At 66.9% G+C, this 26251-nt stretch carries 22 protein-coding genes; 21 read left to right on the top strand and 1 reads right to left on the bottom strand.

Annotation, left to right across the window (positions count from 1 at the left end):
* Nucleotides 1–149 precede the first annotated feature (149 nt).
* From ACYQ6J_RS14765 to ACYQ6J_RS14670, 20 genes are all read left to right on the top strand, one after another.
* A complete protein-coding gene (locus tag ACYQ6J_RS14765) occupies nt 150–1193 on the top strand; it encodes a 3'-5' exoribonuclease YhaM family protein (protein ID WP_460184954.1) in 1044 nt (347 codons plus the stop codon).
* Between the two features lie 652 nt (nt 1194–1845).
* Nucleotides 1846–5436 carry a glycoside hydrolase domain-containing protein gene (locus ACYQ6J_RS14760; protein WP_460184953.1) on the top strand — a complete coding sequence of 1197 codons (3591 nt, stop codon included), beginning with the start codon at nt 1846–1848 and terminating at the stop codon, nt 5434–5436.
* Nucleotides 5437–5906: 470 nt separating this feature from the next.
* On the top strand, nt 5907–6431 hold the full coding sequence (locus ACYQ6J_RS14755) for a hypothetical protein (protein ID WP_460184952.1): 525 nt from the start codon (nt 5907–5909) through the stop codon (nt 6429–6431).
* Between the two features lie 37 nt (nt 6432–6468).
* Entirely contained in the window at nt 6469–8394 is a 1926-nt protein-coding gene (locus ACYQ6J_RS14750) for a trypsin-like peptidase domain-containing protein (RefSeq protein WP_460184951.1), read from the top strand.
* A gap of 51 nt (nt 8395–8445) precedes the next feature.
* Entirely contained in the window at nt 8446–8712 is a 267-nt protein-coding gene (locus ACYQ6J_RS14745) for a hypothetical protein (RefSeq protein WP_460184950.1), read from the top strand.
* Between the two features lie 60 nt (nt 8713–8772).
* Nucleotides 8773–9345, top strand: a complete 573-nt coding sequence (locus ACYQ6J_RS14740) for a ParB N-terminal domain-containing protein (protein ID WP_460184949.1) — start codon at nt 8773–8775, stop codon at nt 9343–9345.
* Nucleotides 9346–9364: 19 nt separating this feature from the next.
* Nucleotides 9365–10573 (top strand): GNAT family N-acetyltransferase, encoded by a 1209-nt coding sequence (locus ACYQ6J_RS14735; protein ID WP_460184948.1) that lies wholly within the window; start codon nt 9365–9367, stop codon nt 10571–10573.
* Nucleotides 10574–10678: 105 nt separating this feature from the next.
* Nucleotides 10679–11212: a hypothetical protein gene (locus ACYQ6J_RS14730; RefSeq protein ID WP_460184947.1), complete on the top strand. Its 534-nt coding sequence runs from the start codon at nt 10679–10681 to the stop codon at nt 11210–11212.
* A 43-nt stretch (nt 11213–11255) separates the two neighbouring features.
* Entirely contained in the window at nt 11256–12851 is a 1596-nt protein-coding gene (gene terL / locus ACYQ6J_RS14725) for a phage terminase large subunit (protein WP_460184946.1), read from the top strand.
* Between the two features lie 93 nt (nt 12852–12944).
* Nucleotides 12945–14300, top strand: a complete 1356-nt coding sequence (locus ACYQ6J_RS14720) for a phage portal protein (RefSeq protein WP_460184945.1) — start codon at nt 12945–12947, stop codon at nt 14298–14300.
* A gap of 58 nt (nt 14301–14358) precedes the next feature.
* On the top strand, nt 14359–15321 hold the full coding sequence (locus tag ACYQ6J_RS14715; protein WP_460184944.1) for a hypothetical protein: 963 nt from the start codon (nt 14359–14361) through the stop codon (nt 15319–15321).
* Between the two features lie 78 nt (nt 15322–15399).
* Nucleotides 15400–15912: a capsid cement protein gene (locus ACYQ6J_RS14710; protein WP_460184943.1), complete on the top strand. Its 513-nt coding sequence runs from the start codon at nt 15400–15402 to the stop codon at nt 15910–15912.
* Between the two features lie 82 nt (nt 15913–15994).
* A complete protein-coding gene (locus tag ACYQ6J_RS14705; RefSeq protein ID WP_460184942.1) occupies nt 15995–17164 on the top strand; it encodes a phage major capsid protein in 1170 nt (389 codons plus the stop codon).
* Between the two features lie 49 nt (nt 17165–17213).
* Nucleotides 17214–18047 (top strand): LamG-like jellyroll fold domain-containing protein, encoded by an 834-nt coding sequence (locus ACYQ6J_RS14700; RefSeq protein WP_460184941.1) that lies wholly within the window; start codon nt 17214–17216, stop codon nt 18045–18047.
* 42 nt (nt 18048–18089) lie between these two features.
* Complete coding sequence (locus tag ACYQ6J_RS14695; RefSeq protein WP_460184940.1) at nt 18090–18488, top strand: hypothetical protein; 399 nt, start codon at nt 18090–18092, stop codon at nt 18486–18488.
* A gap of 57 nt (nt 18489–18545) precedes the next feature.
* The gene (locus tag ACYQ6J_RS14690; protein ID WP_460184939.1) at nt 18546–18770 is read left to right on the top strand and encodes a hypothetical protein; all 225 of its coding nucleotides are present in this window, start codon (nt 18546–18548) and stop codon (nt 18768–18770) included.
* A 64-nt stretch (nt 18771–18834) separates the two neighbouring features.
* A complete protein-coding gene (locus ACYQ6J_RS14685; protein WP_460184938.1) occupies nt 18835–19488 on the top strand; it encodes a hypothetical protein in 654 nt (217 codons plus the stop codon).
* Between the two features lie 202 nt (nt 19489–19690).
* Nucleotides 19691–20089, top strand: a complete 399-nt coding sequence (locus tag ACYQ6J_RS14680; protein WP_460184937.1) for a hypothetical protein — start codon at nt 19691–19693, stop codon at nt 20087–20089.
* A gap of 71 nt (nt 20090–20160) precedes the next feature.
* A complete protein-coding gene (locus ACYQ6J_RS14675) occupies nt 20161–20670 on the top strand; it encodes a hypothetical protein (protein WP_460184936.1) in 510 nt (169 codons plus the stop codon).
* A 101-nt stretch (nt 20671–20771) separates the two neighbouring features.
* Entirely contained in the window at nt 20772–21614 is an 843-nt protein-coding gene (locus ACYQ6J_RS14670) for a hypothetical protein (protein WP_460184935.1), read from the top strand.
* 548 nt (nt 21615–22162) lie between these two features.
* Here the strand turns inward: ACYQ6J_RS14670 and rho are convergent.
* The gene (gene rho, locus ACYQ6J_RS14665; protein ID WP_460184934.1) at nt 22163–23452 is read right to left on the bottom strand and encodes a transcription termination factor Rho; all 1290 of its coding nucleotides are present in this window, start codon (nt 23450–23452) and stop codon (nt 22163–22165) included.
* A gap of 1014 nt (nt 23453–24466) precedes the next feature.
* Here rho and ACYQ6J_RS14660 point away from each other — a divergent pair.
* Nucleotides 24467–26194 (top strand): thioredoxin domain-containing protein, encoded by a 1728-nt coding sequence (locus tag ACYQ6J_RS14660; RefSeq protein ID WP_460184933.1) that lies wholly within the window; start codon nt 24467–24469, stop codon nt 26192–26194.
* The last annotated feature ends 57 nt before the right edge of the window (nt 26195–26251 follow it).

Here is a 26251-nt window from a genome sequence, read left to right as displayed (position 1 = left end):
CTACAATCCGAGTTTCGTTGGATCGCGGGCTTATCGGCCCGGCGGCGCGGCGGTGACGTGTCGTCTCGGCCGCTTCCGCCTCCGCGTCAAGCCGCACCGTCCCCCCTTCAGGCGCCGTCCTCGGCGTTTCCGGAGTTCGACGATCGCCCATGGAACGTCGCTTCATTCAGCAGTTGGGTCCGCAAGAGCAAATACGCGAGGTTTATCGGGCGGGAGGAAAGCAACTGCGCCCCAATCGCCACGGGGCCTTGTACTTGCAAGTGGATCTCACCGATCGTACCGGCTCCATCAGCGCCCGCATGTGGAACGCCACCGAGCAGCTTTATCGCTCGTTCGAGAACGGCGATTACGTCCGCGTGGAGGGGACGACGCAAGTCTATCAAGGCGCCTTGCAGTTGATCGTTTCGCGGATTCAACGCGTGGACCCGGGCGAGGTGGACCCGGCCGACTTCACCCCCGTGGCGCCCTGCCAGGTGGACCGGCTGATGAACCGTTTGGCGGAACTGCTCCGCGGCCTGCGCAATCCCGCGTTGCGCAACCTGGCCGAGTGCTTTCTGCTGGACGAGACGTTTCTGCGCGATCTGGCCAAGGCCCCGGCGGGGATGAAGTTCCATCACGCCTACGAGGGCGGGCTGGTCGATCACATCGTCAACCTGATGGAGTTGGCTCGCGCCGTCGCCCCACGCTATTCCGACCTGGACCCCGAATTGCTGCTGATGGGCGCCTTCCTGCACGACATCGGCAAGGTCCGCGAATTGACGTACGAGCGGGAATACGGCTACAGCGACGCCGGACAATTGTTGGGCCACCTGGTCATCGGCACGCAGATGCTGGAGGAAAAGGTCCGCCAAGCCGAGGAATTGGCGGGCGAGGCGTTCCCGGTCGAAATCGCCCTGCGGCTGAAGCACATGATCGTTAGCCATCACGGGCAACTGGACTTCGGCAGCCCCAAGCCGCCCATGACGCTGGAGGCCCTGGCGCTGCACTGCCTGGATCATTTGGATGCCTGGATGGCGGCCTTCCGGCAGTGCATCAAGGAGGATCCCAACGTCGGCAGCGCTTGGACGGGTTTCCACAGCCAACTCAATCGGAAGTTGTTCAAGGGCGAGGGGGCGGCAACGCCCTCGTCCGAACCTGCGTCGCCCGAGTCGCCCACGTTGGCGCCGTCGGCGGATTTGGAGCCGCCGGCGTAAGCCGGCGGTGCTTCGGCGCTACCCAGGGTTTGCCACCACCAGCTTACGCTGGTGGCTCTGGATTTCACACCACCAGCTTACGCTGGTGGCTCCAGGTTTCACACCACCAGCTTACGCTGGTGGCTCCAGGTTTCGCGCGATGGCGCAAGCGTAATTGGAGCCGCCGGCGTGAGCCGGCGGTGCTTCGGCGCTACCCAGGGTTTGCCACCACCAGCTTACGCTGGTGGCTCTGGATTTCACACCACCAGCTTACGCTGGTGGCTCTGGATTTCACACCACCAGCTTACGCTGGTGGCTCCAGGTTTCGCGCGATGGCGCAAGCGTAATTGGAGCCGCCGGCGTGAGCCGGCGGTGTTTTGGCGCTGCCCAGCGTTTACCATCGCTGCCACCACCAGCTTACGCTGGTGGCTCTGGATTTCACACCACCAGCTCACGCTGGTGGCTCCAGGTTTCGCGCGATGGCGCAAGCGTAATTGGAGCCGCCGGCGTGAGCCGGCGGTGTTTTGGCGCTGCCCAGCGTTTACCATCGCTGCCACCACCAGCTTACGCTGGTGGCTCTGGATTTCACACCACCAGCTTACGCTGGTGGCTCCAGGTAATTCACCACCAGCTGACGCTGGTGGCTCCAGGAGCTTATACCGGGGAGGGTGCCGTGAATCACCAAGCATCGCGAAATCATTATGCATCGCGAGGTTTTCGGCGGCGTCTGGTCTGGACGACCGTGCTGCTTCTCACGGCGGGCGTGCCCGGCGCCGCGGCCGACTGGCATCACCCGCTGTACCTGAGCGGCGGCGACTATTGGCGGTGCCGCATTCCCATCCGCGTGATCAACGAATCGTCGCAGACGCTGCAAGGCGTGCCGATCGAGGTGCCGATCGGTGCCGGGCCGGGTCAGGCCGCCCTGGTCGGCGCCGACGCGACGAGCCTGCGTCTTTGCGATGCGAGCGGGCGGGAGTTGCTCTTCGACCTGCTCGGACCGGACGGCGGCACGTTGCGGCAAGGCCCCATTCCGCCGGGCGGCGTTTTGGTCATCCCGGCCGACTGCCCGCCGCAAGGCGTTGTGCAACTTTACGTGTATTTCGACAATCCCGCGGCCGGTTTCCTGCCCGACTATTTCGAGGCCCGTCGCGGACTGGTCAACGGCGATATGGAGTGGGGCGATTTCGCGGCGGGGCCGGACGCCGCGCCCGCCGGGTGGCGGCACGATGCGCCCGATCCTCAGCACCGGGCCGAATGGACGGATGAGTCGCCGCGGTCCGGCAAGCGTTGTCTCAAGACGATCGTGGAACCCGGCGCGGAACCGACGTGGATCGCCACGCGGCAACACAACATCCGCATCATCGGCGGTGCCCGGTACGTGATGACGGCCTGGGTGCGGGCGAAGGATGTGCGAGGATTTGCGGGCTGGTACATCCACCTGGGCAACCGCGACAACCCCATGTTGGCCTCGCCCATGTTGACCGCGGGCGAGGGAACCTTCGACTGGAAGCAGGTCCGCGCCGAATTCGTTGCGCCCGCCGAAGCCGATCAGGCCGATTTGGGGACCGTCCTCCGCGGATCGGGTACCGCTTGGTTCGACGACGTGCGTCTGGAATGTTTGGATGGGCAACCGTGGCGGGTCGAGGCCGACGCCGTGCAGCGCCTGGAACTGCGGCGGATCGGCGGTCCGGGGAATTGGCCGACCCAAGGACCCGCCGCTGCGTGCGATCGCCGCGTTCTCGTTCGGGCGTGGAACCTGGACGAGCGGGACCGTTCCGCCTGGGTCGGTATCCCCTTGGACGACTTGCGGAATCGACTGGGCGGTCGCTTGGACCCCGCCAAGATCGTCGTCCTGCACCAAGGACGTCCGCAACCGGTCCGGATCATCGAGGGCCGGATCCTTGTGGAGGCGACCTTGCCCGGGCGATCCGCGGCCGATTATTGGGTCTATTACACGGCGGAGGCGTCGGTCCATCCGGAGGGCGTGAACCCTGCCGACTACGCCGCGCTGGTGCGTTCTCCCGCCAATTTGCTCAAGGATGCGGACTTCGAGGCGGACGATCCGGCGGCCTGGACTCGCACCCCGGACGGTAACGGCGTGAGCTTGACTCGGGACGACATCGCCGCCCCCGGCTTGGGTCCGCACTCCGCGAAGATGACGATCGGGCCGGACACGCCCAAGGGATGGCGCGGTCGGCAACAGGCGGTCACCGTCCGACCGGGCGCCGCCTATCTGGTGGCCGCGTGGGGACGTTGCCAAGACCTCCGCGACGGCGATCTCCGAGTCCACTTGCACATCCATCGCGCGGACGGTTCGTTCTCGGCGGACAGCCCCATGCGCAGCACGGGCAGCGGCATCAAGGATACGACCGATTGGACGCTGCTTGCGGGGACGTTCACCATGCCGGCAGACGCCGCGCGGATGTCGGTACACCTGACGACCGAGGGCAAAGGCACGCTGTGGCACGACGGGGCACTGGTGCTGGAGATACTGCCCGCCGCGACGGCGGCGTGGGAGGCCCGACCCTTACCGCCCGACGCCCCCTTGGCCGTCCGGCCCGTGAATCCGCTGATCAAGGTCTTCCCCGACGAACCGGTCGGCCCCGCGACGCCGGCGGTATTGGACCTGGCGGGCAACGAGTACGAGCCTCTGCAACTGGCGATTCGCAGCGGTCGGGCAAGGCATTTGCGGATTGCCGCCGACCCGCCCCGCGGTCCCAACGGCGCGGTCTTGCCCCCGCCGGAAATCCACGTCGTCGGCTACGTCCCGGTGGACTATCCCACCAGTTACTATCGCGACGAGAATCCGGCGTGGTACCGCAAGATACCGCACACGTCGCCGGGTTGCGACGGTTTTGCCGGTTGGTGGCCGGACCCGTTACTGCCGCGGGCGGAGTTGGACTTGCCCGCCCAGGAGACACACGCGGTTTGGGTGACCTTTTTCGCACCCTCCGGCGCACCGCCGGGCGAATATCGCGGCACGGTCCGCTTGATGGAACCGGGCTTGGGGTCGGGAAAAGCGGCGGCGGAGGTGCCCTACACGCTTCGCGTCCGCGGCTTCAGCCTACCCGGCACGAGCCGATGCAAGGCCATCTACGACGTGCGTCTTGGCCCGGGTTCGGCGGTGTGGGGCGGCAATTTGGACGACTGGTATCGTCCGCTGGCATCGCTGATGGCCCGCTACCGGTTGTGCCCGGACGCCGTGCGACCCATGCCCCGATTCCGCCTGGACGGAGACCGCGTAACGGCGGACTTCACCGCCTTCGACGAGGCCGCCCGCTGGTACTTCGACGAAATGCACTTCCCGCACAGTTACACGCCGTGGGACCTGTATTTGTTCGGTTGGGGACACCCGCCGAAAGCGGCCTGGGGCGAGGCCCCCTATCCCGGCGGCTATCCCTACGAAGGCGCGGATCGCGGCCGACTGCGACCGGAATTCAAACAAAGATACCAGCAGGCCCTGCGGCTATTTTGGGATCACGTCAAGGAAAAAGGCTGGGCCGACCGCTTCGTGCTGTACATCTCCGACGAGCCTTTTTTCCGCGAGGAGCCGATCATCCGGCAGATGCAGGCCCTTTGCGAGATGATCCACGAGGTCGATCCCGCCATCCCCATCTATTCCAGCACCTGGCATCATGTGCCGGAATGGGACGGGTCGCTCGACATCTGGGGCATCGGTCACTACGGCGTGGTGCCGGTGGATGAAATGGAGGCCATCCGCGCTTCCGGCAAGCGGCTATGGTTCACCACGGACGGTCAAATGTGCCTGGATACCCCCTATTGCGCCGTGGAGCGGTTGCTGCCGTACTATGGTTTCCGCTACGGGGTGGAAGCGTACGAGTTTTGGGGCGTGGCCTGGACGACCTACGACCCTTACCGCTTCGGTTGGCACGCCTACATCAGCCAATCGGACAAGCCGGGCAATCGCTATTGGGTCCGCTATCCCAACGGCGACGGCTTTCTGATTTACCCGGGCAAGCCGATCGGCCTGGAGGAACCGGTTCCGACCATTCGCTTGGCGCAAGCTCGCGAGGGCGTGGAGGATTACGAGTGCCTCGCCATGCTCCGCGAGGCGATCGAGCGGGGCAAGGCCGCCGGTCAAGACGTGGCGGAGGCGGAGGCCGCACTTCGGGCGGCCCTGGAATTGGTGACGATTCCCAACGCGGGCGGTCGCTACTCGACGAAGGTTCTGCCCGATCCGGACGCCGTTTCTCGCGTCCGCCGCGCGGCCGCCGACGCCTTGGAAGGCCTGCTCGGTCGCTGAACGTCCGGTTCGCGTCCCGTGGTGCGTCTCCAGGTTTTACACCACCAGCTTACGCTGGTGGCTCCAGATAATTCACCACCAGCTTACGCTGGTGGCTCTAAGCAAATCACCAGATCGCCACACCACCAGCTTACGCTGGTGGCTCTAGTGTTAGCACTATAGTGTTAGCACGATCTGGTCGCGCCGGCGGCTCCGGTTATGGGGCTGGACGCGACCCGGTGGGGTTGGACAGCACTCGGTCCGGCGCCCGGCGAGTTGCTCCGCCGGAGGCTTGAAACTGGGCCGCGCCCCGTAGTAAGATCGGTTCATCGTGGGCGGCACGCAAGCGGCCGAGCAGGCCGAGGCGAGCCGATTCCCATCTTGGCGGCGGGTCGTTGCCCGTCGCTTTTTTTCGCTCGGGAGCAGTGTACATACGTATATTTCCGGCGGGATGACGGACGATCCGCCGATTCGCAGAGGGGACCTCGGCCATGTTGGATCTGCATCGTGTGCGTAGCGTGGAGCGGTTGCTGCGAGCGGGCAAGATGAGTCGCCGCGCGATCGCCGCCAAGTTGGGAGTCAGTCGCGGCACCGTGGCGAAGATCGCCGCGCGGATGAAGGCGGGTCCGCAAGAGGACGCCGTCTCCGCGGATATCAACGCGGAATCGCCGCCGACGGCCCGCTGCCCCAACTGCGGGGCTTTGGTGGAAATGCCTTGTCGCGCCTGCATGGTGCTGCGACTGCGGGCGGAAGGGCGTTTGCCGCCGTCCTCCGACGAGCCTGCCGGCCCGCTGCGGTTGGAACTGCGAAGCCCTCACTACGAGCGGTACGTGGCGGTTCGCGCGGCGGCGATGGCGCGGGGTGAAACGACCGAGGAACCTTTGCCCGACGAGACGCCGCCCGACCGCGATGCGGCCGACGATTGGCAGCCTCCTTGGGACGACGACCCGGATTTCTCGCAGGCGTACGAAGACGACGACGCCTGGTTCGGGCAGGGGCAACGGTGGGCGGCGTGAGGGGTTCGAGCGGCGAGGCGGCTGAGGAGAAACGGCGATGACCATGGGTGGGGGCGAAACCATGCTCCGCTATGTCGCGCTTCGCGATGCACGGGAGATGATCGACGATGCCGACGTCCTGCTGTTCCGGCGTCGGGACGTGATTTCGGCGGTGGGTCGGGGAGTACACAATCACGCCGCCTTGGTCGCCTGGTGGGACGGCGATTTGTTCTGTTTGGAGGTGCGCGGCGGTTACGGCGGCCGGGCCGTTACGCTGGAGAGCCAGGTCGCCCGTCATCCCGGCAGGATCGACGTGTACGCCGCGGACCCGGACGGTCAACGCCCCGACTTCGATCGCCGAGGAGCGGTCCGCCGCATGCGCCGCTGGATGGGCCGGCCCTACGGCTATGGGGCGCTTTTCGCCTTGGCACTGCGACGCCTGCCGCTGTTGCGGCTGATCCTGCCCGCGGTCACGAACGATCGCGACGACGAGGCTTCGGCCCCGTTTTGCAGTCAGGCCTGCGCCGAGGCGTTGCGAACGGGCGGCGGCGTGGACCCGGTGCCCAATCTGGCCGATCGCATGACGGAACCGGCCGACTTGGCCCGCAGCGCGTTCCTCCGTTATCGCTGCACCTTGGTGCCGGACGAAATGGGCGAAAAGTCGCTGTTGCCGCGTCCGCGAACCTGGGCGGAGCGAATCTTTCCCGCCGCCGTGGTGTTCCTTTCGCTCTTTGTCGGCGGGATGTTGCCGAGATCGGCGGTCGGGGCGAGCGGTTGCGTGGACGGGCGATGCGGTGTGCCCGTGGGCGTCGCGCCGGAAACGGCGGGGGCGATCCCCATCGAACCGGTAGGCCCGCCCGGGGCCGACGCGACTCGCGCCGCGCCTTGGACCGCCGTCGCCCGGATCGCCAATGAACTGCCGGGCGGAATGACGTCGTTCGGGACGGGAACGCTGATCGCCAAGGACGAGCGCCGCGGTTGGGTTCTGACGTGTGCCCATCTGTTTCGGGAGGGCGTGGGCCGAGTGACGGTGAGCCTTGCCGGCGGCGCGTATGCCGCGCGAGCGCTGGGATGGGATCGCGAAGGCGACTTGGCCGTGCTGGAAATCGCGGCGCCCCCGGTCGATCCGCTGCCCATCCGCGGAGACGTTCCGGCGGCGGGCGAGGCGGTGACGTTCTGCGGATTCGGCTCGACCGGTCGCCTGCAAGTGAAGTCGGGGCGCGTGCTGGGCTATGTAAGCACGACCGGGCTTGCCGGTCGGCAGACCCTGCAAGTCAGCGGCGGGGCCGAGAACGGCGATTCCGGCGGGCCGATCCTCGATGCGCGGGGCCGCGTGGCGGGCGTGCTGTGGGGTACCGACGGCACGCGGACCGTGGGGAGCTACTGCGGTCGCATTCGGGCGTTTCTGTCCCGACTGGGAGGCCTCTTTCAAGCCGCTCCGCAAGCCGCTCCCTTTCCGGAACTTCGGCCCGATCCGCTTCCGCTCCCCGGTCCCGGCGAGGTCCCGCTCCCGCTTCCGTCGCCGGACGACGTCGCTCCATCCGGTCCGGAGTCGGAGACCCCGAGCGATGCGGGCGGACTCCGCGAGCGCTTGCAGGCCTTGGCCGAGCGATTGGGCGCGAGCGAAACGGCGCAGCAAGCCGAGACCCGGGCCTTGAGCGAGCGTCTCAAGGTCGTGGAGGCCGCGACCGCCGCGGTGGGTCGGTTGCGCCGGCGCGTGGAAGCGGCCGAGGCGGTCGTCGGCAAGGAGAACCTCCGCGGCGTGGTGAGGGAGGCCGCCGCCGAATGGATCGCCGAGCGCGGGCCGGACGCCGTGCAGACCTGGCTGCCGCGTCTCTTGACGGCCTTGGGCTGGAGCGGGCCGCCCTCCTTGGCCGTGGTGCTGGCCGCCCGCGCCGCCGTCGCCTTGATCGGGCGTCGAGTCCGCCGCAAGGCAAGCGAACGACGGACGGAACCCGCCGGCGAGCCTTCCGCCGGGACATGAACCCGGCCGCGTCGTCCTCCGGTCGTTGCAGCGGGAATGGGAGCGCCGATCATGACGAGTACCGAATGGGGCGTGATTCTGGGGCTTTTTTCGACCTGGTTGATGCTGCTGCTGCCCTGGCTGATGACGGTCCATGCCCGATTGGCCGTCGTCATCAGCACGCTTCAGGACTTGCGGCGCAAGGTCGAAATGTTGGACGCGCGGCGGGCGGCGCTGAGTGTCGGCGAAGACGCTCGCCCCGCGGTTCGATCGGCGTGCCCCGCCGTGACGTGCCCCTTGGCCGAGGCGACGTTCTCGACCGTGGAGGACGCCGCTTGACCGCGTTCACCGTTCAACGTCTTGGGAGCGAACGCAACGGATGGGGAGGAAACGCAAGCCGTGCAAATACGCGATCGAATCAAGGAGTTGCGTCGGGTTCGGGCGGGAGACCTGCGGCCCAATCCCCGCAATTGGCGGACGCATCCCCGAAACCAGCAAGAGGCCCTCCGCGGCGTGCTGGCCGAGATCGGCTACGCCGACGCCCTCCTGGCCCGGCAGTTGGAGGATGGATCGCTGGAGTTGATCGACGGGCACTTGCGGGCGGAGACCACGCCGGAAGCCTTGGTTCCGGTCTTGGTTCTGGATGTGTCGGCGGAAGAGGCGGCCAAGCTGTTGGCCGTGCTGGACCCCTTGGCGAGTCTGGCCGGCAGGGACGACGACGCACTCCGCGACCTCTTGGCCGAAGTGGAGACGACGCACCCCGGCCTGCAATCGCTCTTGGACGGTCTGGCGGGCGAAGACGGCGGAGCGGAGCGGGAACTCGAGGCGGCGGAGTCGTCCGACGGGCAAAGCGAACCGCCTCTGCCCGACCTCTTCCAAATCGTGGTCCGGTGCCGCGACGAGGATGAGCAGCGGCAATTGTTCGAGCGATTGACGGCAGAAGGGTTTTCCTGTCGCTTGGTCAATCTTTGATACCGGAGTGGGGTGCACGATGCGGTTCGAGATTGTGTTGGAATCGCCGGTCCGACCGAGTTTTCGCGTGCAGCAGGCCGCCGGCATGTTCGACGTGCCGCTGGGCCGAAAGCTCTGCGAACGGTTCGTCGTGGAGGTCCCGCCGCAGACCGAGGATTGGCGCATCGGCCTGATCGTGGGGCCTTCGGGAAGCGGCAAATCGACGCTGGCGCGGCACTGGTTCGGAAATCGCATGCGGCCCGCCGCGGATTGGCCGGACGATCGCGCGGTGATCGAAGTCTTCGACGCCATGCCGCTGAAACGGGCGGCGGGTCTGTTGACGGCGGTGGGGTTCGCGTCTCCGCCCGCCTGGCTCCGTCCGTACCGACTCCTCAGCAACGGCGAACGGGCGCGGTGCGATTTGGCGCGGCTCTTCGCGGACGCACTGTATCCGCGTCCCGACGCGCTGCCGAAACAGGAAACAGAACCGGAGGACGCCGCCGGACCGACGGCCGGCGCGCCGAGAGAGGAAGGGACCGCGACCTCCGAAGAGGAACCGTGGCATGCCTTGCTGCCGCCCCAAGCCGATCGACGCCTGCCGCTGGTGGTGTGCGACGAATTCACGAGCGTGGTGGATCGGCAGGCCGCCCGGGCCATCGCGGCGGGGACGGCGCGGCGGATTCGCGAAGGACGACTCCCCTGCCGGTTCGTCGCCGTGACCTGCCATTACGATGTGACGGATTGGCTGGCCCCGGATTGGGTCGTGGATATGGCGGTCAAGCGATTCGCCGGGAGGCGTCTTCCACGACCGCCGATCCGCGTGGAGATCGTTCCTTGCCGACGTGAGGCTTGGCGGGCCTATCGGCGTCATCACTATTTGAGCGGATCCCTGCCGGCGGTGGTGCGGTGTTACTTGGCCGTGTGGGAGGGCGAAGCGGCGGGGTTCTGCGCCACGGCGCCCATGCCCGGTCGCGCCGGCACGCGACGCATCAGCCGACTCGTGGTCCTGCCGGAGTATCAGGGCATGGGCATCGGCGGGGCTTTCCTGGACGCCGTGGCGGAATGGACGGCGCGCGGGGGAAAACGCGTGACCATCACCGCCGCCCATCCCGCCGTCATCAGCCATTGCCGACGTTCCACCCGCTGGAAGACCACGGCGGTGCGAAAGCTCGGTTCACGTCCCGGCGGCCTGCCGGGCTATGCCGGTTCGTGGGGTCGGGCCGTCGTCTCCTTTCGCTATACGGCGTGAAACGTCTTCGGTCGAGGCGCGACCGGCCTCGCGGCAAGGCCGACAACGCATCCAAACGCGGCGCCCCGCGCGCCTGTCGATAACCCTGGGAGCAACGCGGCGAGCATGGCAAGCACGGCCAAAGGCTTGGACGAATACCGCAAACGCGAGGTCCTGGCGATCCTCAGCGTGGGGTGCAGTCGACGCACGGCGGCACGCTACGTCGGTTGCTCGCCTTCCACCATCCAGCGGACAGCGCAGCGCGACGCCGCCTTCGCCGACGAACTCCGCAAGGCGGAACTGAAGGCCCAAATCCTGTTCATGAAGAACATCGCCGCGGCGGCGCGGAAGGAGCCTTACTGGCGGGCGGCGGCATGGGCCTTGGAACGACTCAACCCCGAGGAGTTCGCGCCGCGCAAGGCCGACCTGCTAACCGCCGATCAGGTCCGCGAATTGCTCGCCGAATTCGCCGCCCTGATCGTGGAGGAGGTCCCCGCCGCCAAGTACCGCAAGAACATCCTGCGGCGTCTGCGGACGCTGGGCCGGAACCTGAACGCCGGGCCCCATCCGCGGGAGCGCGACGCCGACGACGAGAACGACGATCGGAGCGAAGCAGAGCGTTCGGATCGGTCCGACGAATCGGACGAGAACGGGGAATAAGGCCCGCGACGTGCGACGCCGGGCGGGAACGGCATCGGGTGCCATGGGAGTGGAGGCGAACGCGGTGAACGGGGCGGAGGTTTGGGCGGAGACGCTCTATCGCGAAATCGCGCAGCGGCACGGTCGGGCGCGACGCATGCAGGCGACCGCAACCGAGCGCGCCGACCTGCTGGCGTGGTGCCGGCGATTCCTGCCCGAGCATTTCCGTCTGCCGCCTTCCCGCATGCACCAAGTCGTGGCCGCGGAACTGGTTGCGATGTCGCGGCGGCGGGGCGGAAAACTGAACGTCCTGGCCCCGCGCGGCTCCGCCAAGTCCACCCTGGCCTCGCTCGGCTATCCCCTTTGGGCCGTGCTGGAGGGCGGGGAACGCTACGTCTGGCTGGTCTCCGACGGGCGGCGTCAGGCCCGAGCGCACCTGGAGAACATCGCGGCCGAGTTGGAGGAGAACCGCGCCCTGCGGCGCGAATATCCCCGAATTCGCCGCCTGCTGTGCCGCCGCGCCGATCGCGTGACGCTGGAGGACGGCGCGACTTGGGAGGCCTTCGGCACGGGCCAGGCCATGCGCGGCAAAAGGAGACGCATGCACCGCCCCACGCTGATCGTGGCCGACGACCTGCAAAGCGAACGGCACATGCTCTCGCCTCGATTGCGGGAAAGGACGCGGTTGTGGTTTCACGGCACGTTGTCGGCGGCGGGCACGCCCGAGACCAACTTCGTGCACTTGGCCACGGCCCTGCACGGCGAGGCCTTGGGGATGGAACTGACGCGAGCGCCGGGTTGGCGATCGTGGGTGTTTCGCGCCTTGGAGCGCCCGCCTCAAGCAAGCGCGCTGTGGGCCGAGTGGGAACGAATCTATCATCAACCGGGTCGCCGGGAGGCGGTCCGTGAAGCGAGGCGATTCTACCTCGAGCATCGCGAGGCCATGGACGCCGGGGCGAGCGTTTTGTGGCCGCAGCGGGAGGACCTGTACGCCTTGATGTGCCTGCGGGCGGAGATCGGCGCGGCGGCCTTCGCCCGAGAAAAGCAGAACTCGCCCGTCTCGCCCGAATATTGCGAGTGGCCCGACGACTACTTCGCCGACCATGTGTGGTGCGAAACACCTCCCGGCCGGGCGCTGTGGCGCGTGGCGGCCTTGGATCCAAGCAAAGGGAGCGAAGGACGGCGAGGTGATTACTCGGCCCTGGTCCTGGCCGCGGAAACGCCCGACGGCGCGCTGTACGTGGAGGCCGACCTGGCGCGGCGGAGCGTGGCCCAAATGGTCGAGGACGCCGCCGATTGGTGTTCCAAACACGGCGTGCAGGCCTTCGGCGTGGAGGCCAATCAATTCCAGGAGTTGCTGGCGGAGCCATTGATGCGGGCGTTTCGCGCGCGGGGCTTGGTGAGTTGCGCCCCGTGGTTGATCCGCAACCACATTCCCAAGCAGGTCCGCATTCGCCGCTTGGGACCGCTGTTGGCCGCACGCCGCTTGCGGTTTCGCCGCGATTCCCCCGGCACGCGACTGCTGGTGGAGCAACTGCGGATGTTCCCCTTGGCGGAGCACGACGACGGTCCCGATGCCCTGGAAATGGCGCTCCGCCTGGCCGAGGAATGGACGCGACCGCATCCCGGCGAGCGGATCGTGGGACGCATCGGTTGGTAGCCCCGCCGTCGGACGCCTCGATGCGTTGGCCGGCGGCGATCACGGCGATTCCGGGGAACGGCAATCATATCGAACCAAGCGGAGGAATCGGCAATGGCGCGCGGACGGGGGTTCATGCCGTGGTTGCGAGAATGGCTGGGCGGGACTTCGCCCTGGGTGGACCCCGATTTCGACGACCCTTGGAGCGACGATCCGCGGGCGGCGCCGCGTTGCTGGGGCGATTGCACCGTGCCCTTCCGCAATGAGGCCGAACTGGCGGAGATTCGCCGGGCGTGCCGGGCCTTGGCCGCCGAAAACGAATTCGCCGTGAACGGTCACGAGAACCGCGTGAGCTACGTTGTGGGGACGGGCCATCGCTATCGCGTGGTGCCCCGCACGGCGGGAATCCAAGCGGAGGCGATCGGCGGCGCCGATGCCGATCGGGTCGCCGCCCAGGAGGTGCTGGACGAATTCCTCGACGAGAACCGCTGGCATCGCCGACAACAGGAGATCCTGCGGCGCTACGACCGCGACGGCGAGGTCTTTCTGCGGTTTTTCTCCGATGGGGCGGGGAGGCTTCAGGTCCGTTTCGTGGAACCGGAGGAGGTGGCCTGCCCGACCGACCGCCGCGATCCCGGCGCGACCTTCGGCGTGCAAACCGATCCCCGCGACGTGGAGCGGGTGCTGGGCTATTGGATCGGCGGGCGCTGGGTGGAGTCGGGTGCCGTCCAGCACCGCAAGGCCAACGTCGATGTGAACATCAAGCGGGGCCTGCCGCTGTTTTATCCCGTCCGCAAGAACCTCCGTCGCGCCGAAAAGCTGTTGCGGAACATGAGCGTGGTTGCCGGCGTGCAATCGGCGGTGGCCTTGATCCGCAAGCATTCCCGGGCGAGCAGGGCGGCGGTGGAACGCTTCGCCGCCGAGACCGCCGACGATCGCCCGCAAGCCCCCGGCGCCCTCCCCCGCCTGGTCTTCGCCCCCGGCACGGTGTTGGACGCGGCGGCGGGCACCGAATACGAATTCCCCGCCTCCGCCATCGACGCCGCGCGATACGTGACGTTGCTTCAGGCCGAGTTGCGGGCCATCGCCAGTCGCCTGGTCATGCCCGAGTTCATGCTCACCAGCGACGCCTCCAACGCCAATTACGCCTCCACCTTGGTCGCCGAGGGGCCTGCCGTGCGGATGTTCCAACGATTGCAGCAGGAAATGATCGAGGACGACTTGCGGGTGATGCGGCGGGCATTGAGGGCGGCGGCGCGGGCGGGACGCCTGCCGGAAGACGTGCTGCGTCGGGTAACGGTCGAGGCGGTGCCGCCGCCCCTGGCGGTTCGGGATCGATTGAAGGAGGCGCAGGCCGACGAGGTGCTGTTCCGCTGCGGTGCCATGTCGCGCGAGACGCTGGCCTTGCGTCACGGATTGGACCCCCGCCGCGAAAGCCCGTCGCCCGATGCCTGGGAAGCGCCGGCGTAAGTCGGCGCCCGAGAATCCGGAGGAATGTTCGGCAAATCCCAATCCATAGGAGGTACCCATGCCGAGGGAATCGCTGCAAGAGTTCACGGCCTGGCCGGAATCGCCGCCGCGGGTGGATATCGACGCGGGGTTGATTCGCGGCGTCAAAGTGCTGGGGTTCTATTCGAAGAACGGGCGCGAGTATCCGCCCGACACGCTCCGCCGGGCGGTCCCGCTGTACGAGAACGCCCGGGTCAACATCAACCATCCGTCGCGACCGGGCGAGCCGCGCGACTACCGCGACCGGTTGGGCGAGATCTGCGGCGTGCGGTTCCAGGAGGGTTCCGGCCTGTTCGCCGATTTGCGGTTCAATCCCAAGCACGAGTTGGCGCAGCGACTGGTCTGGGACGCCGAGCACGCGCCGCGGAACCTGGGCCTTTCGCACAACGTTCTGGCCAAGGTTCGGCGCGAGGGCGCCCGGACCGTGGTGGAGGAAATCGAGCAGGTTCTGAGCGTGGACGTCGTGGCCGATCCGGCCGGCACCCAGGGTCTCTTCGAGTCGCAAGGGCCGGACGAGGCGGCGAAGGGGGAGGAATTGGGCCGCGGTTCGGGTGACGATCCGGCCTTGCCGAGCGAGACCGCCCGACCGGTCCGCACGCGACCTGCCCCGTCGTCTTCGTCCGCGTCGCTTCAGGAGGCCCTGGCGGAGACGCGGCGGGAATTGGCTCGGCTTCAGCGGGCGTGCGCGCTGACGGAGGCGGCGGCCGAGTGCGGACTGCTGCCGCCGCACGCTCCCCGACGAGCGATCGGGCCGCGGTTGGGCGGTCGTCTCTGGGACCTCTTGGTCTCGATCGAGGACGCCCGAGCGGCCCGCGATATCCTCCGCGAAGCCGCATTGCTGGCCCGCACCGCCGGCGCCAACGGCACGCCGCCCTGGATGGCCGGGGAGTCGCCGATCGAACGGCCCGCGGCACGCGACCCCCTGCGATCTCCCGTCGGCGATGCCACGGCCGAATTCGTCCGCGCCGTGCTGCGCCGCTGAATCGGCGGAGTTTTCGTCGCGGAAGGCCGGAAGATCCCGTTTTCGGCCGAAATCGGTAATTACGATCCCATGAATGACATGACCGTTCTGACAGAGGAGCACACGATGATGGCGGATCGCATGCGTTGGCGGTTCGGGGACACGCGATCGGTGGTCGCGGCGGTCAATCCCCAGGAACTGATCGAAATCGGCGACTTGGTCTATCTGGAAAACGGGGTCGCGCGATCGGCCTCCACCCAGGCCGACCAAGGGAACGAGGCGGCCAATCAACAGCTTTTTGCGGGGCGGTTCCTGGGCGTGGCCATGCAGCGAAGCCCCGTCGGCGACGACCGCCCGATTCGCGTGGCGGCGACCGGCGTCTTCGAGTTCGTCTGTCCCGCCGAGAGCTTCGAGTTGGGCGATTGGATCGGCGCGGACGAGGCCGACGACGGGACCCGACTGGAGAATCAGCGCGTGACCAAGGTGACGCAGGCGGCCTTGGCGGTCGGCCGCGCGGCCAAACGCGCCCCTCAACCCGGCGGCACCGTTTGGGTGGAAATCTGCTCCACCGTCATGACCGGCGGCGTGAAAGGTACCACCGCCGCCTCCTGAACGAAACCGATCCGGCGCCGAACCCGGCGACCGGAATGCGCGAGTCTTCGTACTGGCAATCCGCGGGAAAGGAGCTTAAAAGATGCCCACGATTTGTTGTCGGGAGTTGCGGCGGCGATGGGAGTTGGACGGTTCGCAAGCGGTGGTCGAGCACATCGGCGAGGCCCTCCGCCGCGGCGATCTGCGACCGGAGGATTTCAGTCTCCGCGACCTGGCCGAGACCCTCATCCCCGAGGGACGGCACTGGGTGCAAAGTCTCGATCCGCGCCGGGGCGACGCGGTGCCGCTACTCGAAGCGGAAGGAGTGGACGCGACGGCCTTCCTCCAAGTCACCGGCCAAGTCGTCCAAGCGAAGATCTTGGAGGGCTATCGCCACGAGGCCTTCACCGCCTCGCGCTTGGTCCGCGTGATCCCCACGCGATTGGACGGTGAGCGGATTCCCGGGGCTTCGCGCCTGCCGGATGCCGCGACCGAGGTCCATCCCGGAATGCCCTATCCCCACGTCGGCTTCGGCGAGGATTACATCGAAACGCCGCGGACGGCCAAGCGCGGCTTGATCGTCCCCGTCACCCGCGAGGCGATCTTCTTCGACCGCACGCACGTGGTTCTCAGCCGGGCGGCGGAGGTCGGCGAAATCCTCGGGCTGAACCGGGAAAAGCGGATTCTGGATACGATTCTGGGGGCCGTCTCCAGCTACAAGCACAACGGCACGGCTTACGACACGTATTACGCGGCGGGCGGGGGCGGTCCCTGGGTCAACCTGCTGGCCGACAATCCGCTCGTCGATTGGACGAGCGTGGATCGAGCGGAGCAACTCTTCGCCGCCATGACGGACCCCGGTTCCGGCGAGCCGATTTTGATGCGGCCGAACACGGTGCTGGTGCCCTCTTCCCTGCGGCACACCGCGCGGCGGATCTTCACCGCGCAGCAGGTGACGTTTGACAGCGGCGGCGGGACGGCAACCGCCTCGCCCAATCCCCTGGCCGACTACCGCGTTCACGAAAGCCGGTTGCTGGCGTCGCGGATTGCGGCGGCGGGCACGCCGGAGGAGCAGGCCAAGACGTGGTGGTTCCTAGGCGATTTCGCTCGCGCCTTTGCTTACATGGAGAATTGGCCCATCACCGTCACGCAGTCTCCGCCCGGCAGCGAAGCCGACTTCAACCAGGACATCGTGGTCCGGTTCAAGGCCGGCGAACGCGGGACGCCCGCCGTTTTGGAACCGCGCGCCGTGGTCCGTTGCTCGGCGAGTTGATCTCCGGCCTGGTCCGGCGGGAACCGAATCGCGGAAAGGGGGGAGACGGATGGCGCGGACGTTCAACGGGACTTCGCAACGCTTGCGGGGAGAATCGGCCCCGGTCTTGCAACCGCCCCTGACCTTGGCGGTGTGGGTCCGTCCCAGTCGCGCCTCGGCCTACGAGGACGTCGTGGGGCTGAGCAACACGACCCAAAACCACTCGGGCTATTTTCTGCAATTGCGGGGGCCCGACGGCGTCCGCGCCGCCGCCGTCACGGCCCAGCAGGGCACCTTCGCGATCGCCCGTAGCGCCGGGGCCTATACCCTCGACCGGTGGCAGCACGTGGCGGGAGTGTTCTCCGCCGCGGATCGCCGCAGGGTGTATTGCGACGGTCAGCCCGGCGCCGAGGATACCGTCGCCAAGACGCCCGGCGGATTGAACCGGACCACGCTGGCGGCATGGGAATCGTCGGGCGGGGTGACGGCATATTTTGCGGGCGATGCGGCGGAGGCGGCGGTTTGGGACGCGGCCCTCACCGACGCGGAGATCCTCGCCTTGGCCCAGGGAGACAGCCCGCTCTTGGTCCGCCCCGAAAACCTCCGCGGTTATTGGCCGCTGGGCGGCGAGTTCGGCGAGAACGACGCGGATCAGTCGGGACTGGGGAACGATCTGACGGCGGAGGGCGGACCCGGTTGGACGACGCATCCGCCCATCCGTTATCCCCAACCGGAACCGCCGCCTCCCCCGGTCGCATCGGCCGTGCCGGTTCCCCGCTTTGCCGTCACGGCGGGCCGAGCATGGTGCCCCGGGGTCGCCGCCGGTCGCGTCGCCCGGCACGTCCTCGCCGCGGGCATCCACGTATCGGGCAATGTGGCGGGCTTGGCCCGAACCTTCGCATGACTTCGACCGTTTCCCGCACAGCATCGAAAGGAACGACCGGCCATGGGTGAAGCCGTTGAGATTCCGGGCGTCGTCTTCGCCAACGCCTCGGCGACGCTTTTGGCGCGGGTGGTGGGCAACGACGGCCTGCCCCTCACGCCCGCCGCCGTCTCCGACGTCCGATACGGCGTGTACGTGCTCGACCCGAGCGATCCGTTCCTGCGGACTCCCGTGGCGGGCCACCAGGACGCCGTCGTGCCGCCCGGCGACGTCCTCTTTTCCGCCCTGCAACGGGACGCCCTTTGGGACGTGGACGACGAGGGCTACAACTTTCGCCACGCCGTAGACGTCTCGCAACAACCCGCCTTTCCCACGCCCGGTCGGCATTACCTGGTGGAGTACCGCCTGACGCCCGTCGCCGGGCAAAAAATCACGGCACGATTCCGCCTTTGGGCCGTTTAGGGCGAAATCCCCGGTACGCACGTCGCCGTATCGCTTCGACCTGAGGAGGAACGCACGATGAGCCAAGACATTCCGGACGTGCAAGCGCTGCGCGTGATCCGATCGCAGTGCTTGGCCTTGATCGCCGAATTGACGCTGCAACCCAAGCCCAGCTACCAACTGGAGGGGCAAGCCGTCTCATGGAGCGAGTATCTGGGACGCTTGAAGGACGTCGTTGAGTGGTGCGACGTCAAGCTGGCGGAGGCCGAGCCTTTCGAATCGCGATCGCGGGCGGTGACGTAGGGGATCGCCCCGCGCCGGCGGCGGTTCCTATCGGCAGAGCGGTCTGACAACGCGGGAGCAAGCCATGAGCGGACCGAGGTTTTCACCCCAGGATGATCCGCCTCTGATCGCCGACGGGGGCGAGAGCGTGACCTGGCTGCGGGAGGGCCGCGAACCCGGCGTGACCATCGGTTGGGCGTTTCGCCGCGCCGTGCCGCCGGTCCGCGCAGACCGTGTGGACGCCCTCGTTCGCGTGGAGGCGGTGTGGACCTTTTCCCGCTGGGCGGTGCCGGGCGGCGTGCGGTCCGGGGACGTGCTGCGGGACGCGGACGGTCGGCGATGGGTGGTGCTGGCGGTCTCCCTCGCTCCCGCCGAAAGGCTGGCCGCCTGGTGCCGCGATACTTTGGCGGGCTTCGCGGAGGGCGATGCCGTCGATATTCAGATCGCCCAATTCCGTAAAGGAGACTACGGCGAACCGGTGCCCGTCTGGCGATTGTTCGCGGCGGGCGTGCCTTGCCGTCGGGAAGAGCCTTCCGGCGCAGCCGACGACCCCGCGGGGCCGGTGCGGTGGAGGGCCGACATCCGGCTTCCCCACGGAACCTATCGCGTGCGGGATCGCCTCGGCCGGATGTTCGCCGTCCGCAAGATCGTGCACTCCGGCGGTTGGACCGAACCCGCCGAGATCGAGGTCGTCCCCTGGACGCAGGCCGATGCCGTCGCCGCCCCTTCGACGTTGTGAATTCTTGTGTATTCACCACCAGCTCACGCTGGTGGCTCTAAGATTCGATTGCGAATTCGTTTTCATGGAGCCGCCGGCGTAAGCCGGCGGTGTTCCGGCGCTACCCAAGATTCCACCACCAGCTCACGCTGGTGGCTCCAAGCAATTCACCACCGGCTTACGCTGGTGGCTCCAGTTGATGCTCCCCCTCGGAACAATCGCCATGACCTTCGAACAGAGCCTGCAAGACCGTTGGGCGGCGGATGCCGCGCTGGCGGCCCTGATCGCCCCCGACCGCGTGTTCACGGCGAAATCGGCCGAGATCGCGCCGCCCCGTGCGGTCATCGCCGTAGTTGCCGCGCAACCGTTCCGGATCGCCTCCGGTCCGGTGCGTTGGGAGGAACGAACCCTCCGCATCACCGTCGAGGACGACGACTACGGTCGGATGACGACCGTGGCGGATCGTTTGATGGGTGTCTTTGATCGCGCGGCCTGGGAATGGGGCGACGCCTCCGCCGTCGCGAGGATGGCATGCCTGCGGCGAGGTCCGATCGTCGCTCGATCCCAACGCCTGTGGCGGCAGGTCAGCGAGTGGTCGGTCTTGCTGCGGATCGCGGATTAGCCGCGCCCGTCGCGCGGTGCCCACCGGCCCGGCGGTTTGCGTCTCTCGGCGCAAGGAAAGGAGGAACCCTCATGTCTCGAACGCTGCGTAGCGTGGTGTCGGCCCAATTGAGTTGGAATTGGCGCGACGAACAGGATTTCGCCCTGTTGGCCGACGACAATCGGCTGGAGTATCGCCCGACGCTCTTATCCGGCAGCGCGGCGGGTCAGGCGGACGCGGTATGGTACGCCTCGGGCGACGCCTTGGCCGAGAACGCCGCGCGCCGCTGGACACTGACCGCCCTGCCGCGAAACGTCTTCGGCGGGCAAATCACGCAATCGTTTACGGCGATCAAGGCCCTGCTGCTCCTTCCTCGGGCCGAGAGCGAGGGCGTCCTGGTGATGGGCGGCGATTCGCAGTCGCCGTGGTGGGCGCCGCTGGGGGCGGCGGACCAGACGCTCCGCCTTCCGCCCGGCGGAGCCTTGCTGCTCAGTCACCCGGGCGCGGGCTGGCCCGTGAGCGCTCAGGCCGCCAATCTCCGCTTGACGGCCGAAGGCGGACCGGTCACCTACGATCTGGCCCTGATCGGCACGTCCGGATGATTTGCGGCGGACGCCGCGTGAAAGACGCCGCGCGAGAGGCGTTGTGCGGAGTCGGCGATTCGCCGGTCGGCAGGTGGGAATGCAAACGCGAGGGAGCTAGGATGGGCGTCTTTTTTCAGGAATTGGCGGGATCGCCTCGCGAACGGCACGGACCGGACGGTTTTCGCGCCGTGCGGCGATTCCTGGTCGCATGGGAGGATCGCGAGGCCTTTGCGGCCGAGGTGCTGGGCCGAGGCGGCGGCGACGCCCCGCGACCCGGCAGTCGCTATCCCGGCAAAAGCGACGTGTATGCCGCGGCGGTGACTTTTGAACCCTCCGACCCGGCCGCGCTGCGGACGCTGTTGGCGGGGCAAGGCGACGACCCATCCGCTTTGCTGGCCGACTACTCGGGGACGCCGGTCGTGGCCAAAGTGGAGTATCGCGGCATGTCGCCGCAGGATCGCCCGGACGGCCCTCAACCCTCCCGCGGCACGCAGTTGAGCTACCGCATGGAGCCTGTTTGGGAGGTGCTTCCCCTGACGGGTTCCGGTTGGCGCTGGTCGGACCTGCCCCAGCAAAGCCTGCCCGGCGACGCCGTCTTGGACCCGCTCCTGCCGCAGACGGATCACATCCTCACGTGGCGGCAAGTCGTCGGTCCGCCCTGGCAGGCCGTCCGCGCATTGCAGGGCAAGATCAACGCCGAGACCTTTCTGGAATGCCCGCCCGGCACCGTGTTGTTCCTGGGCGCGACGGCGGCCAAGTTATTCCGCGGCGCCGGCGACGTCGCTCCCTTTTGCTGGGAGTTGACCTATCGCTTTCGCGAACGGGCGATCAAGCACGGCGGGCAGGTGTTCGGCTGGAATCACCGGTATCGCGGCGATCCGCCGGGTTTCGCCGTGCCGGAAGACGATGACGGGCCGCTATTCGAGTCGGCGGATTTCGCGCCGCTGTTTCGCGAAGAGTGATTCCCGGCACCTCCGGCACGCGATGGAGCCTCCAGCGCGAGAGAGCCTCCAGCATTCTTTGGAGCCGCCGGCGCGTCATGGAGCCGCCGGCGTAAGCCGGCGGTGTTCCGGCGCTACCCAAGATTCCACCACCAGCTAACGCTGGTGGCTCCAATTTGACTCACCACCAGCTAACGCTGGTGGCTCCAAGCAACTCATCACCAGCTAACGCTGGTGGCTCCAAGATTCGATTGCGAATTCGTTTTCATGGAGCCTACAGCGCGTGATAGAGTATCCAGCGCGTGATGGAGTCTCCGGCGCGTCATGGAGCCGCCGGCGTAAGCCGGCGGTGTTCCGGCGCTACCCAAGATTCCACCACCAGCTAACGCTGGTGGCTCCAATTTGACTCATCACCAGCTAACGCTGGTGGCTCCAAGATTCGATTGCGAATTCGTTTTCATGGAGCCTACAGCGCGTGATAGAGTATCCAGCGCGTGATGGAACCTTTGGCGCGTCATGGAGCCGCCGGCGTAAGCCGGCGGTGTTCCGGCGCTACCCAAGATTCCCGTCTACGACGCCACCTGGGCCGCAGTGATCAACTCGATGAATTCGCGGTTGGAGCGGTATTTGGCCAATTTAGTCGTCAACTGCTCCATGGCGTCCACCGGGTTCATGTTCGACAACATGCGGCGGAGGATCGTCACCGCTCGCAGCATGTCGGGAGGCAACAGTTTCTCCTCGCGTCGCGTGCCGGACTGGCTGATGTCGATGGCGGGCCAAATGCGGCGGTCGGAGAGGCGGCGATCGAGCACCAGCTCCATGTTGCCGGTACCCTTGAACTCCTGGAAGATCAGTTCGTCCATCCGACTGCCCGTGTCGATCAGGGCGGTGGCGACGATGGTCAACGAGCCGCCTTCCTCGAACGCGCGGGCGGTGGCGAAGAGCTTCTTGGGGACGTCCATGGCCTTGACGTCGATCCCGCCGGTCATGGTCCGCCCGGTGTTGCCCACCCATTTGTTGAACGCCCGGGCCAACCGGGTGATGGAGTCCATCAACAGGAACACGTCCTTACCCATCTCGGCCAAGCGACGGCAGCGCTCCACGATCAGTTGCGACAACCGGACGTGGCTCTCGATTTCGCAATCCAGGCTGCTGGCCACCACTTCGGCGTTCTTGCAGACGCGGCGGAAATCGGTCACTTCCTCGGGCCGCTCGTCCACCAAAAGGATGATCAGCTTCATCTCGGGGTAGTTGGTGGCGATGGCGTGGCTGATGTGCTGCAAGAGCACGGTCTTGCCGGTTCGCGGCGGGGCCACGATCAGCGCCCGTTGCCCTTTGCCGATGGGCGTCAGCAGGTCCATGACGCGGGTGGTGATAGGCTCGCTGCCCGTCTCCAATTGCAACCATTGCTCGGGGTTGATGGGCGTCTTTTCGTCGAAGAGCTTGACGTTGACGTAGTCCTGGGGCGGCATGCCGTCGACATCCAGGATTTCGCGCAGGCGCGGGCCTTGCCCTTTGCGACCGGGCTGAGCCATTCCCCGAATCCCCACCCCCTCGCGGAGCCGATACCGCTCGATCATGCTTCCCGGCACGAAGGGATCGGTCAAACGCCGTTCGTAATTGGCCTCGGGACTCCGCAGGAACCCGTATCCGCTGGGGTGCAGTTCCAACACGCCGCCGCATTCGTACAACTCGGCGCCGGGGGCATCCAGGGTTTCCACGCTCGCGGCGCTGTCTTGGGTATGCGAGTTGGGACGCGGATTACGCGGATGGTTCCGCCGATTGTGATTGTTTCGGTCGGAGCCTTGGTTCCTCTGTCCGCGTGGGCGATTGGAACCGTTCGTTCGTTTTTTGCTCATGAGAAAACACCGAGAGAATCGGATACCTAAAGAGTTGCGGCGTGCAACTTCGCGGCACGGCCTGAAAGACGCTGATGCGCCCGCGTCGCGGTGTGGACCGGCCGTTTGCTCTCGCGGCGCCGCAAGCACCTGTTGGTTGGGCGAGGCCGCTTCCTTGGAGCCTGCCCGATGCTCAAGATCCGCGAGGATTCGGACGCGACTTCAGAGCTGTGACGTTGACAACCGTCCTGAACGCCTAAAAACCTGTTCCTTGTGAGCCGTAGCCGATACGCCGGCAAGCGTTGCTTCCTGCCTTCCGTTCACGCACGACCCAAAGCAACGGATCAGTCGAATTCCGGAGCGTGAACGCGAACGTTTGCGAACCGGAGAACCCGCGGCAATGACGGCCGCGGCGCTTCTCACCCACAGCAGAGGGAAGGTTCGAGAGTCCCCGAATTGCTAACGGCTGATTGGACCGACGAGATCGGTCACCCCAATAATCGTATCCGTGCGAGCACGAGTGTCAAGCCGCCCGCCTGTTCCGCCGAGACATTCCGATCCGGTCTTGCGGCCGTGCCTATCCCCGGGATTCCAGCCCCGGTGTTCCGCCGAAGACCGGCGGCAAGCTGGGAAAGCCCTCTTCGCTTCGCGCGTCGAGCGGCGCCTTGGGCGGCGGCTGTGTCTTTTTCCGCCAAGATGATTCACACGACACACTTCCTATATAGCTTAATCCGCGAGACTTTTCAAGCGGATTTTGTCAACCTTTTCATGTTGCGTCGGGCATCCGACCCGCGTCGCCGGCCTATCCCGACTGTGGCATCACCGCGCCGAGAGGCCATGCCTCTCCAATTCATGCCGCCGTTCCGAGGGGGGGCCCCTGCTTTCGCGATTACCTCGATTTTCAGAAAAACCGGCACGATCCGTCAAATTTCCCAAAACTTGGGTGCCCTTTCACTCCGATAAGGTAACGGCGGAAATCCATCAAGGCGCGCAGGCTTGCGCGTTCGATTCTGTGGTTACTGCGAGGATGCGGCAATGTTTCGCCCGATGGCTTATCGAAAACTCTTGCCGGCGGTCGTGCTCCTTTGGGCGGTGGGTGCCGTCCTCACGCCGGTGCAGGCTCAAGATGCCGCTTGGCTGACGGATTTCAATGCCGGTCTCCAGACTGCCGCGCAAACCAACCGCTTGGTGCTGGTCCACTTTTGGGCCTCGTGGTGTCGTCCCTGTCGCCAAATGGAGGCGGACGTCCTTTCTCGCCCGGAGGTCATTTCGGCCCTTCAGGGGAATTACGTGTTGGTGAAGATCGACCGAGATCGCGAGCCTGGTTTGGCCGGGCGTTTCGGCGTGGATGCCGTGCCCACGGACGTGGTGCTGACGCCGCGGGGCGAGATCGTAGAGAAATCGGTGGGCGCCAACACGGCCGAGCGGTACGTGGAGCGCTTGGGTCGCGTGGCATGGACCTGGCGACAGCAGCAACAGACGCTGATGGCGGCGACGCCTAGCGGCGGGCCGATGGGCGGGCCGTTCTCGGCCTCACCCCGCCTGGCAGCCTCGACCGCCCAGCCTCCGCGGGCAGCGCTTCCCGCCGATCAGCCCGCTCCCCCCGGCATGAGCCTCAACATCCCCATGCCCAAACAACCGTTGCCGCAGTTTGCGCAGAGTCCGCCCGACACGCCGACCCCGAATTGGAATACGTCCCCCGCCGTTGCGCCGCCTCCGGCGCGTCCGGCCGAGTCGGGGCCTTTCGCCGGCACGAATGATCGGCCGAATCCCGCGGATACGGCGTGGGCGGGTGCGCCCGCCGGTCAGCCCGCCGCATCGCCCTGGGCGACGCCGCCGGTTTCACCCGCGAGCGAGCAGATCGCACAATCGCCGTACGGGGCGCCGGCTTTGCCCACGCAAACCCAACCGGTCTTCAATCCGCAACCGATTCCGCCGCAACCGCCGGTCGGTTCGCGGGCGGCCTTGGCGGGGATGGGGAGTCCGATGGGTGCCGCGACCGCTCCCGCGGGCGGCAATCCCGCTTTGGAGATTCCCCCCGGCAATCCGCCTTTGGCGATGGAAGGCTATTGCCCGGTCAGTCTGATGGAAAAGGAACGCTGGGTGCTCGGCAATCGCCGCTGGGGAGCACGCCACGAAGGGCGAACTTATCTCTTCGCCGGACCGGAAGAGCAGCAGAAATTCTTGGCGGATCCCGAACGCTATGCACCCGTGTTCGGAGGCCGAGACGTCGTGAAAATCGTGGAGACGGGCCAACTGACGGACGGTCGGCGCGATTACGGCGGTTGGTTCGCCGGTCGCGTGTATCTCTTCGACAGTGAAGATTCCTACCGAAAGTTCAGCGCCGACCCGGAACGCTACGTTCGCGCCTGGGAGCAGTTGCAGGCGTCGTGGCGGCAGGGGCAAGGGATTCCGGTGAACGCGCAGCCTCCGATGTTGGGCGGTCCCGCGCGTCAGGGGCCGAACAACGCCGGGCCCGTGGAGGCGGCGGCCTCGCCCGTACCCGGTGCGAGCTACCAATTGCCCGTCGGGCCGGAATACGGCGGCGGATACGGCGGATACGGTCGTCCGCAAGGGCCTGCCAACCCCTGGAGCGGACCCACCGCGACGGCGAGCGTCGGGAATCTGCCCGCGGGCTATGCCGCGCCTGCGGCCAATGGCTATGCGGTACCCGGTACGAATGGATTCCAGGCACCCGCTGCGAATAGCTATGCGGCTCCCGGCGTCAACGGCTATGCCGGGCCGGGATTGGAGCGTTTCTGAAGCGGGAGCCACACGCGGGTTTATGGAGCTTGGAGCCTCGGGCGTAAGCCCGAGGTG

The sequence above is a fragment of the Thermopirellula anaerolimosa genome (assembly GCF_054657335.1).
The sequence above is the reverse complement of the archived record's forward strand: the minus strand, read 5'-3'. Positions and strand labels throughout refer to the sequence as shown.

Bases quoted from the DNA above. Each gene is read 5' to 3' on its own strand.
- ACYQ6J_RS14765 (WP_460184954.1), top strand. From the start codon at position 150: ATGGAACGTCGCTTCATTCAGCAGTTGGGTCCGCAAGAGCAAATACGC.
- ACYQ6J_RS14755 (WP_460184952.1), top strand. From the start codon at position 5,907: ATGTTGGATCTGCATCGTGTGCGTAGCGTGGAGCGGTTGCTGCGAGCG.
- ACYQ6J_RS14750 (WP_460184951.1), top strand. From the start codon at position 6,469: ATGACCATGGGTGGGGGCGAAACCATGCTCCGCTATGTCGCGCTTCGC.
- ACYQ6J_RS14745 (WP_460184950.1), top strand. From the start codon at position 8,446: ATGACGAGTACCGAATGGGGCGTGATTCTGGGGCTTTTTTCGACCTGG.
- ACYQ6J_RS14735 (WP_460184948.1), top strand. From the start codon at position 9,365: ATGCGGTTCGAGATTGTGTTGGAATCGCCGGTCCGACCGAGTTTTCGC.
- ACYQ6J_RS14730 (WP_460184947.1), top strand. From the start codon at position 10,679: ATGGCAAGCACGGCCAAAGGCTTGGACGAATACCGCAAACGCGAGGTC.
- terL (WP_460184946.1), top strand. From the start codon at position 11,256: ATGGGAGTGGAGGCGAACGCGGTGAACGGGGCGGAGGTTTGGGCGGAG.
- ACYQ6J_RS14720 (WP_460184945.1), top strand. From the start codon at position 12,945: ATGGCGCGCGGACGGGGGTTCATGCCGTGGTTGCGAGAATGGCTGGGC.
- ACYQ6J_RS14715 (WP_460184944.1), top strand. From the start codon at position 14,359: ATGCCGAGGGAATCGCTGCAAGAGTTCACGGCCTGGCCGGAATCGCCG.
- ACYQ6J_RS14710 (WP_460184943.1), top strand. From the start codon at position 15,400: ATGACCGTTCTGACAGAGGAGCACACGATGATGGCGGATCGCATGCGT.
- ACYQ6J_RS14705 (WP_460184942.1), top strand. From the start codon at position 15,995: ATGCCCACGATTTGTTGTCGGGAGTTGCGGCGGCGATGGGAGTTGGAC.
- ACYQ6J_RS14700 (WP_460184941.1), top strand. From the start codon at position 17,214: ATGGCGCGGACGTTCAACGGGACTTCGCAACGCTTGCGGGGAGAATCG.
- ACYQ6J_RS14695 (WP_460184940.1), top strand. From the start codon at position 18,090: ATGGGTGAAGCCGTTGAGATTCCGGGCGTCGTCTTCGCCAACGCCTCG.
- ACYQ6J_RS14690 (WP_460184939.1), top strand. From the start codon at position 18,546: ATGAGCCAAGACATTCCGGACGTGCAAGCGCTGCGCGTGATCCGATCG.
- ACYQ6J_RS14685 (WP_460184938.1), top strand. From the start codon at position 18,835: ATGAGCGGACCGAGGTTTTCACCCCAGGATGATCCGCCTCTGATCGCC.
- ACYQ6J_RS14680 (WP_460184937.1), top strand. From the start codon at position 19,691: ATGACCTTCGAACAGAGCCTGCAAGACCGTTGGGCGGCGGATGCCGCG.
- ACYQ6J_RS14675 (WP_460184936.1), top strand. From the start codon at position 20,161: ATGTCTCGAACGCTGCGTAGCGTGGTGTCGGCCCAATTGAGTTGGAAT.
- ACYQ6J_RS14670 (WP_460184935.1), top strand. From the start codon at position 20,772: ATGGGCGTCTTTTTTCAGGAATTGGCGGGATCGCCTCGCGAACGGCAC.
- rho (WP_460184934.1), bottom strand. From the start codon at position 23,452: ATGAGCAAAAAACGAACGAACGGTTCCAATCGCCCACGCGGACAGAGG.
- ACYQ6J_RS14660 (WP_460184933.1), top strand. From the start codon at position 24,467: ATGTTTCGCCCGATGGCTTATCGAAAACTCTTGCCGGCGGTCGTGCTC.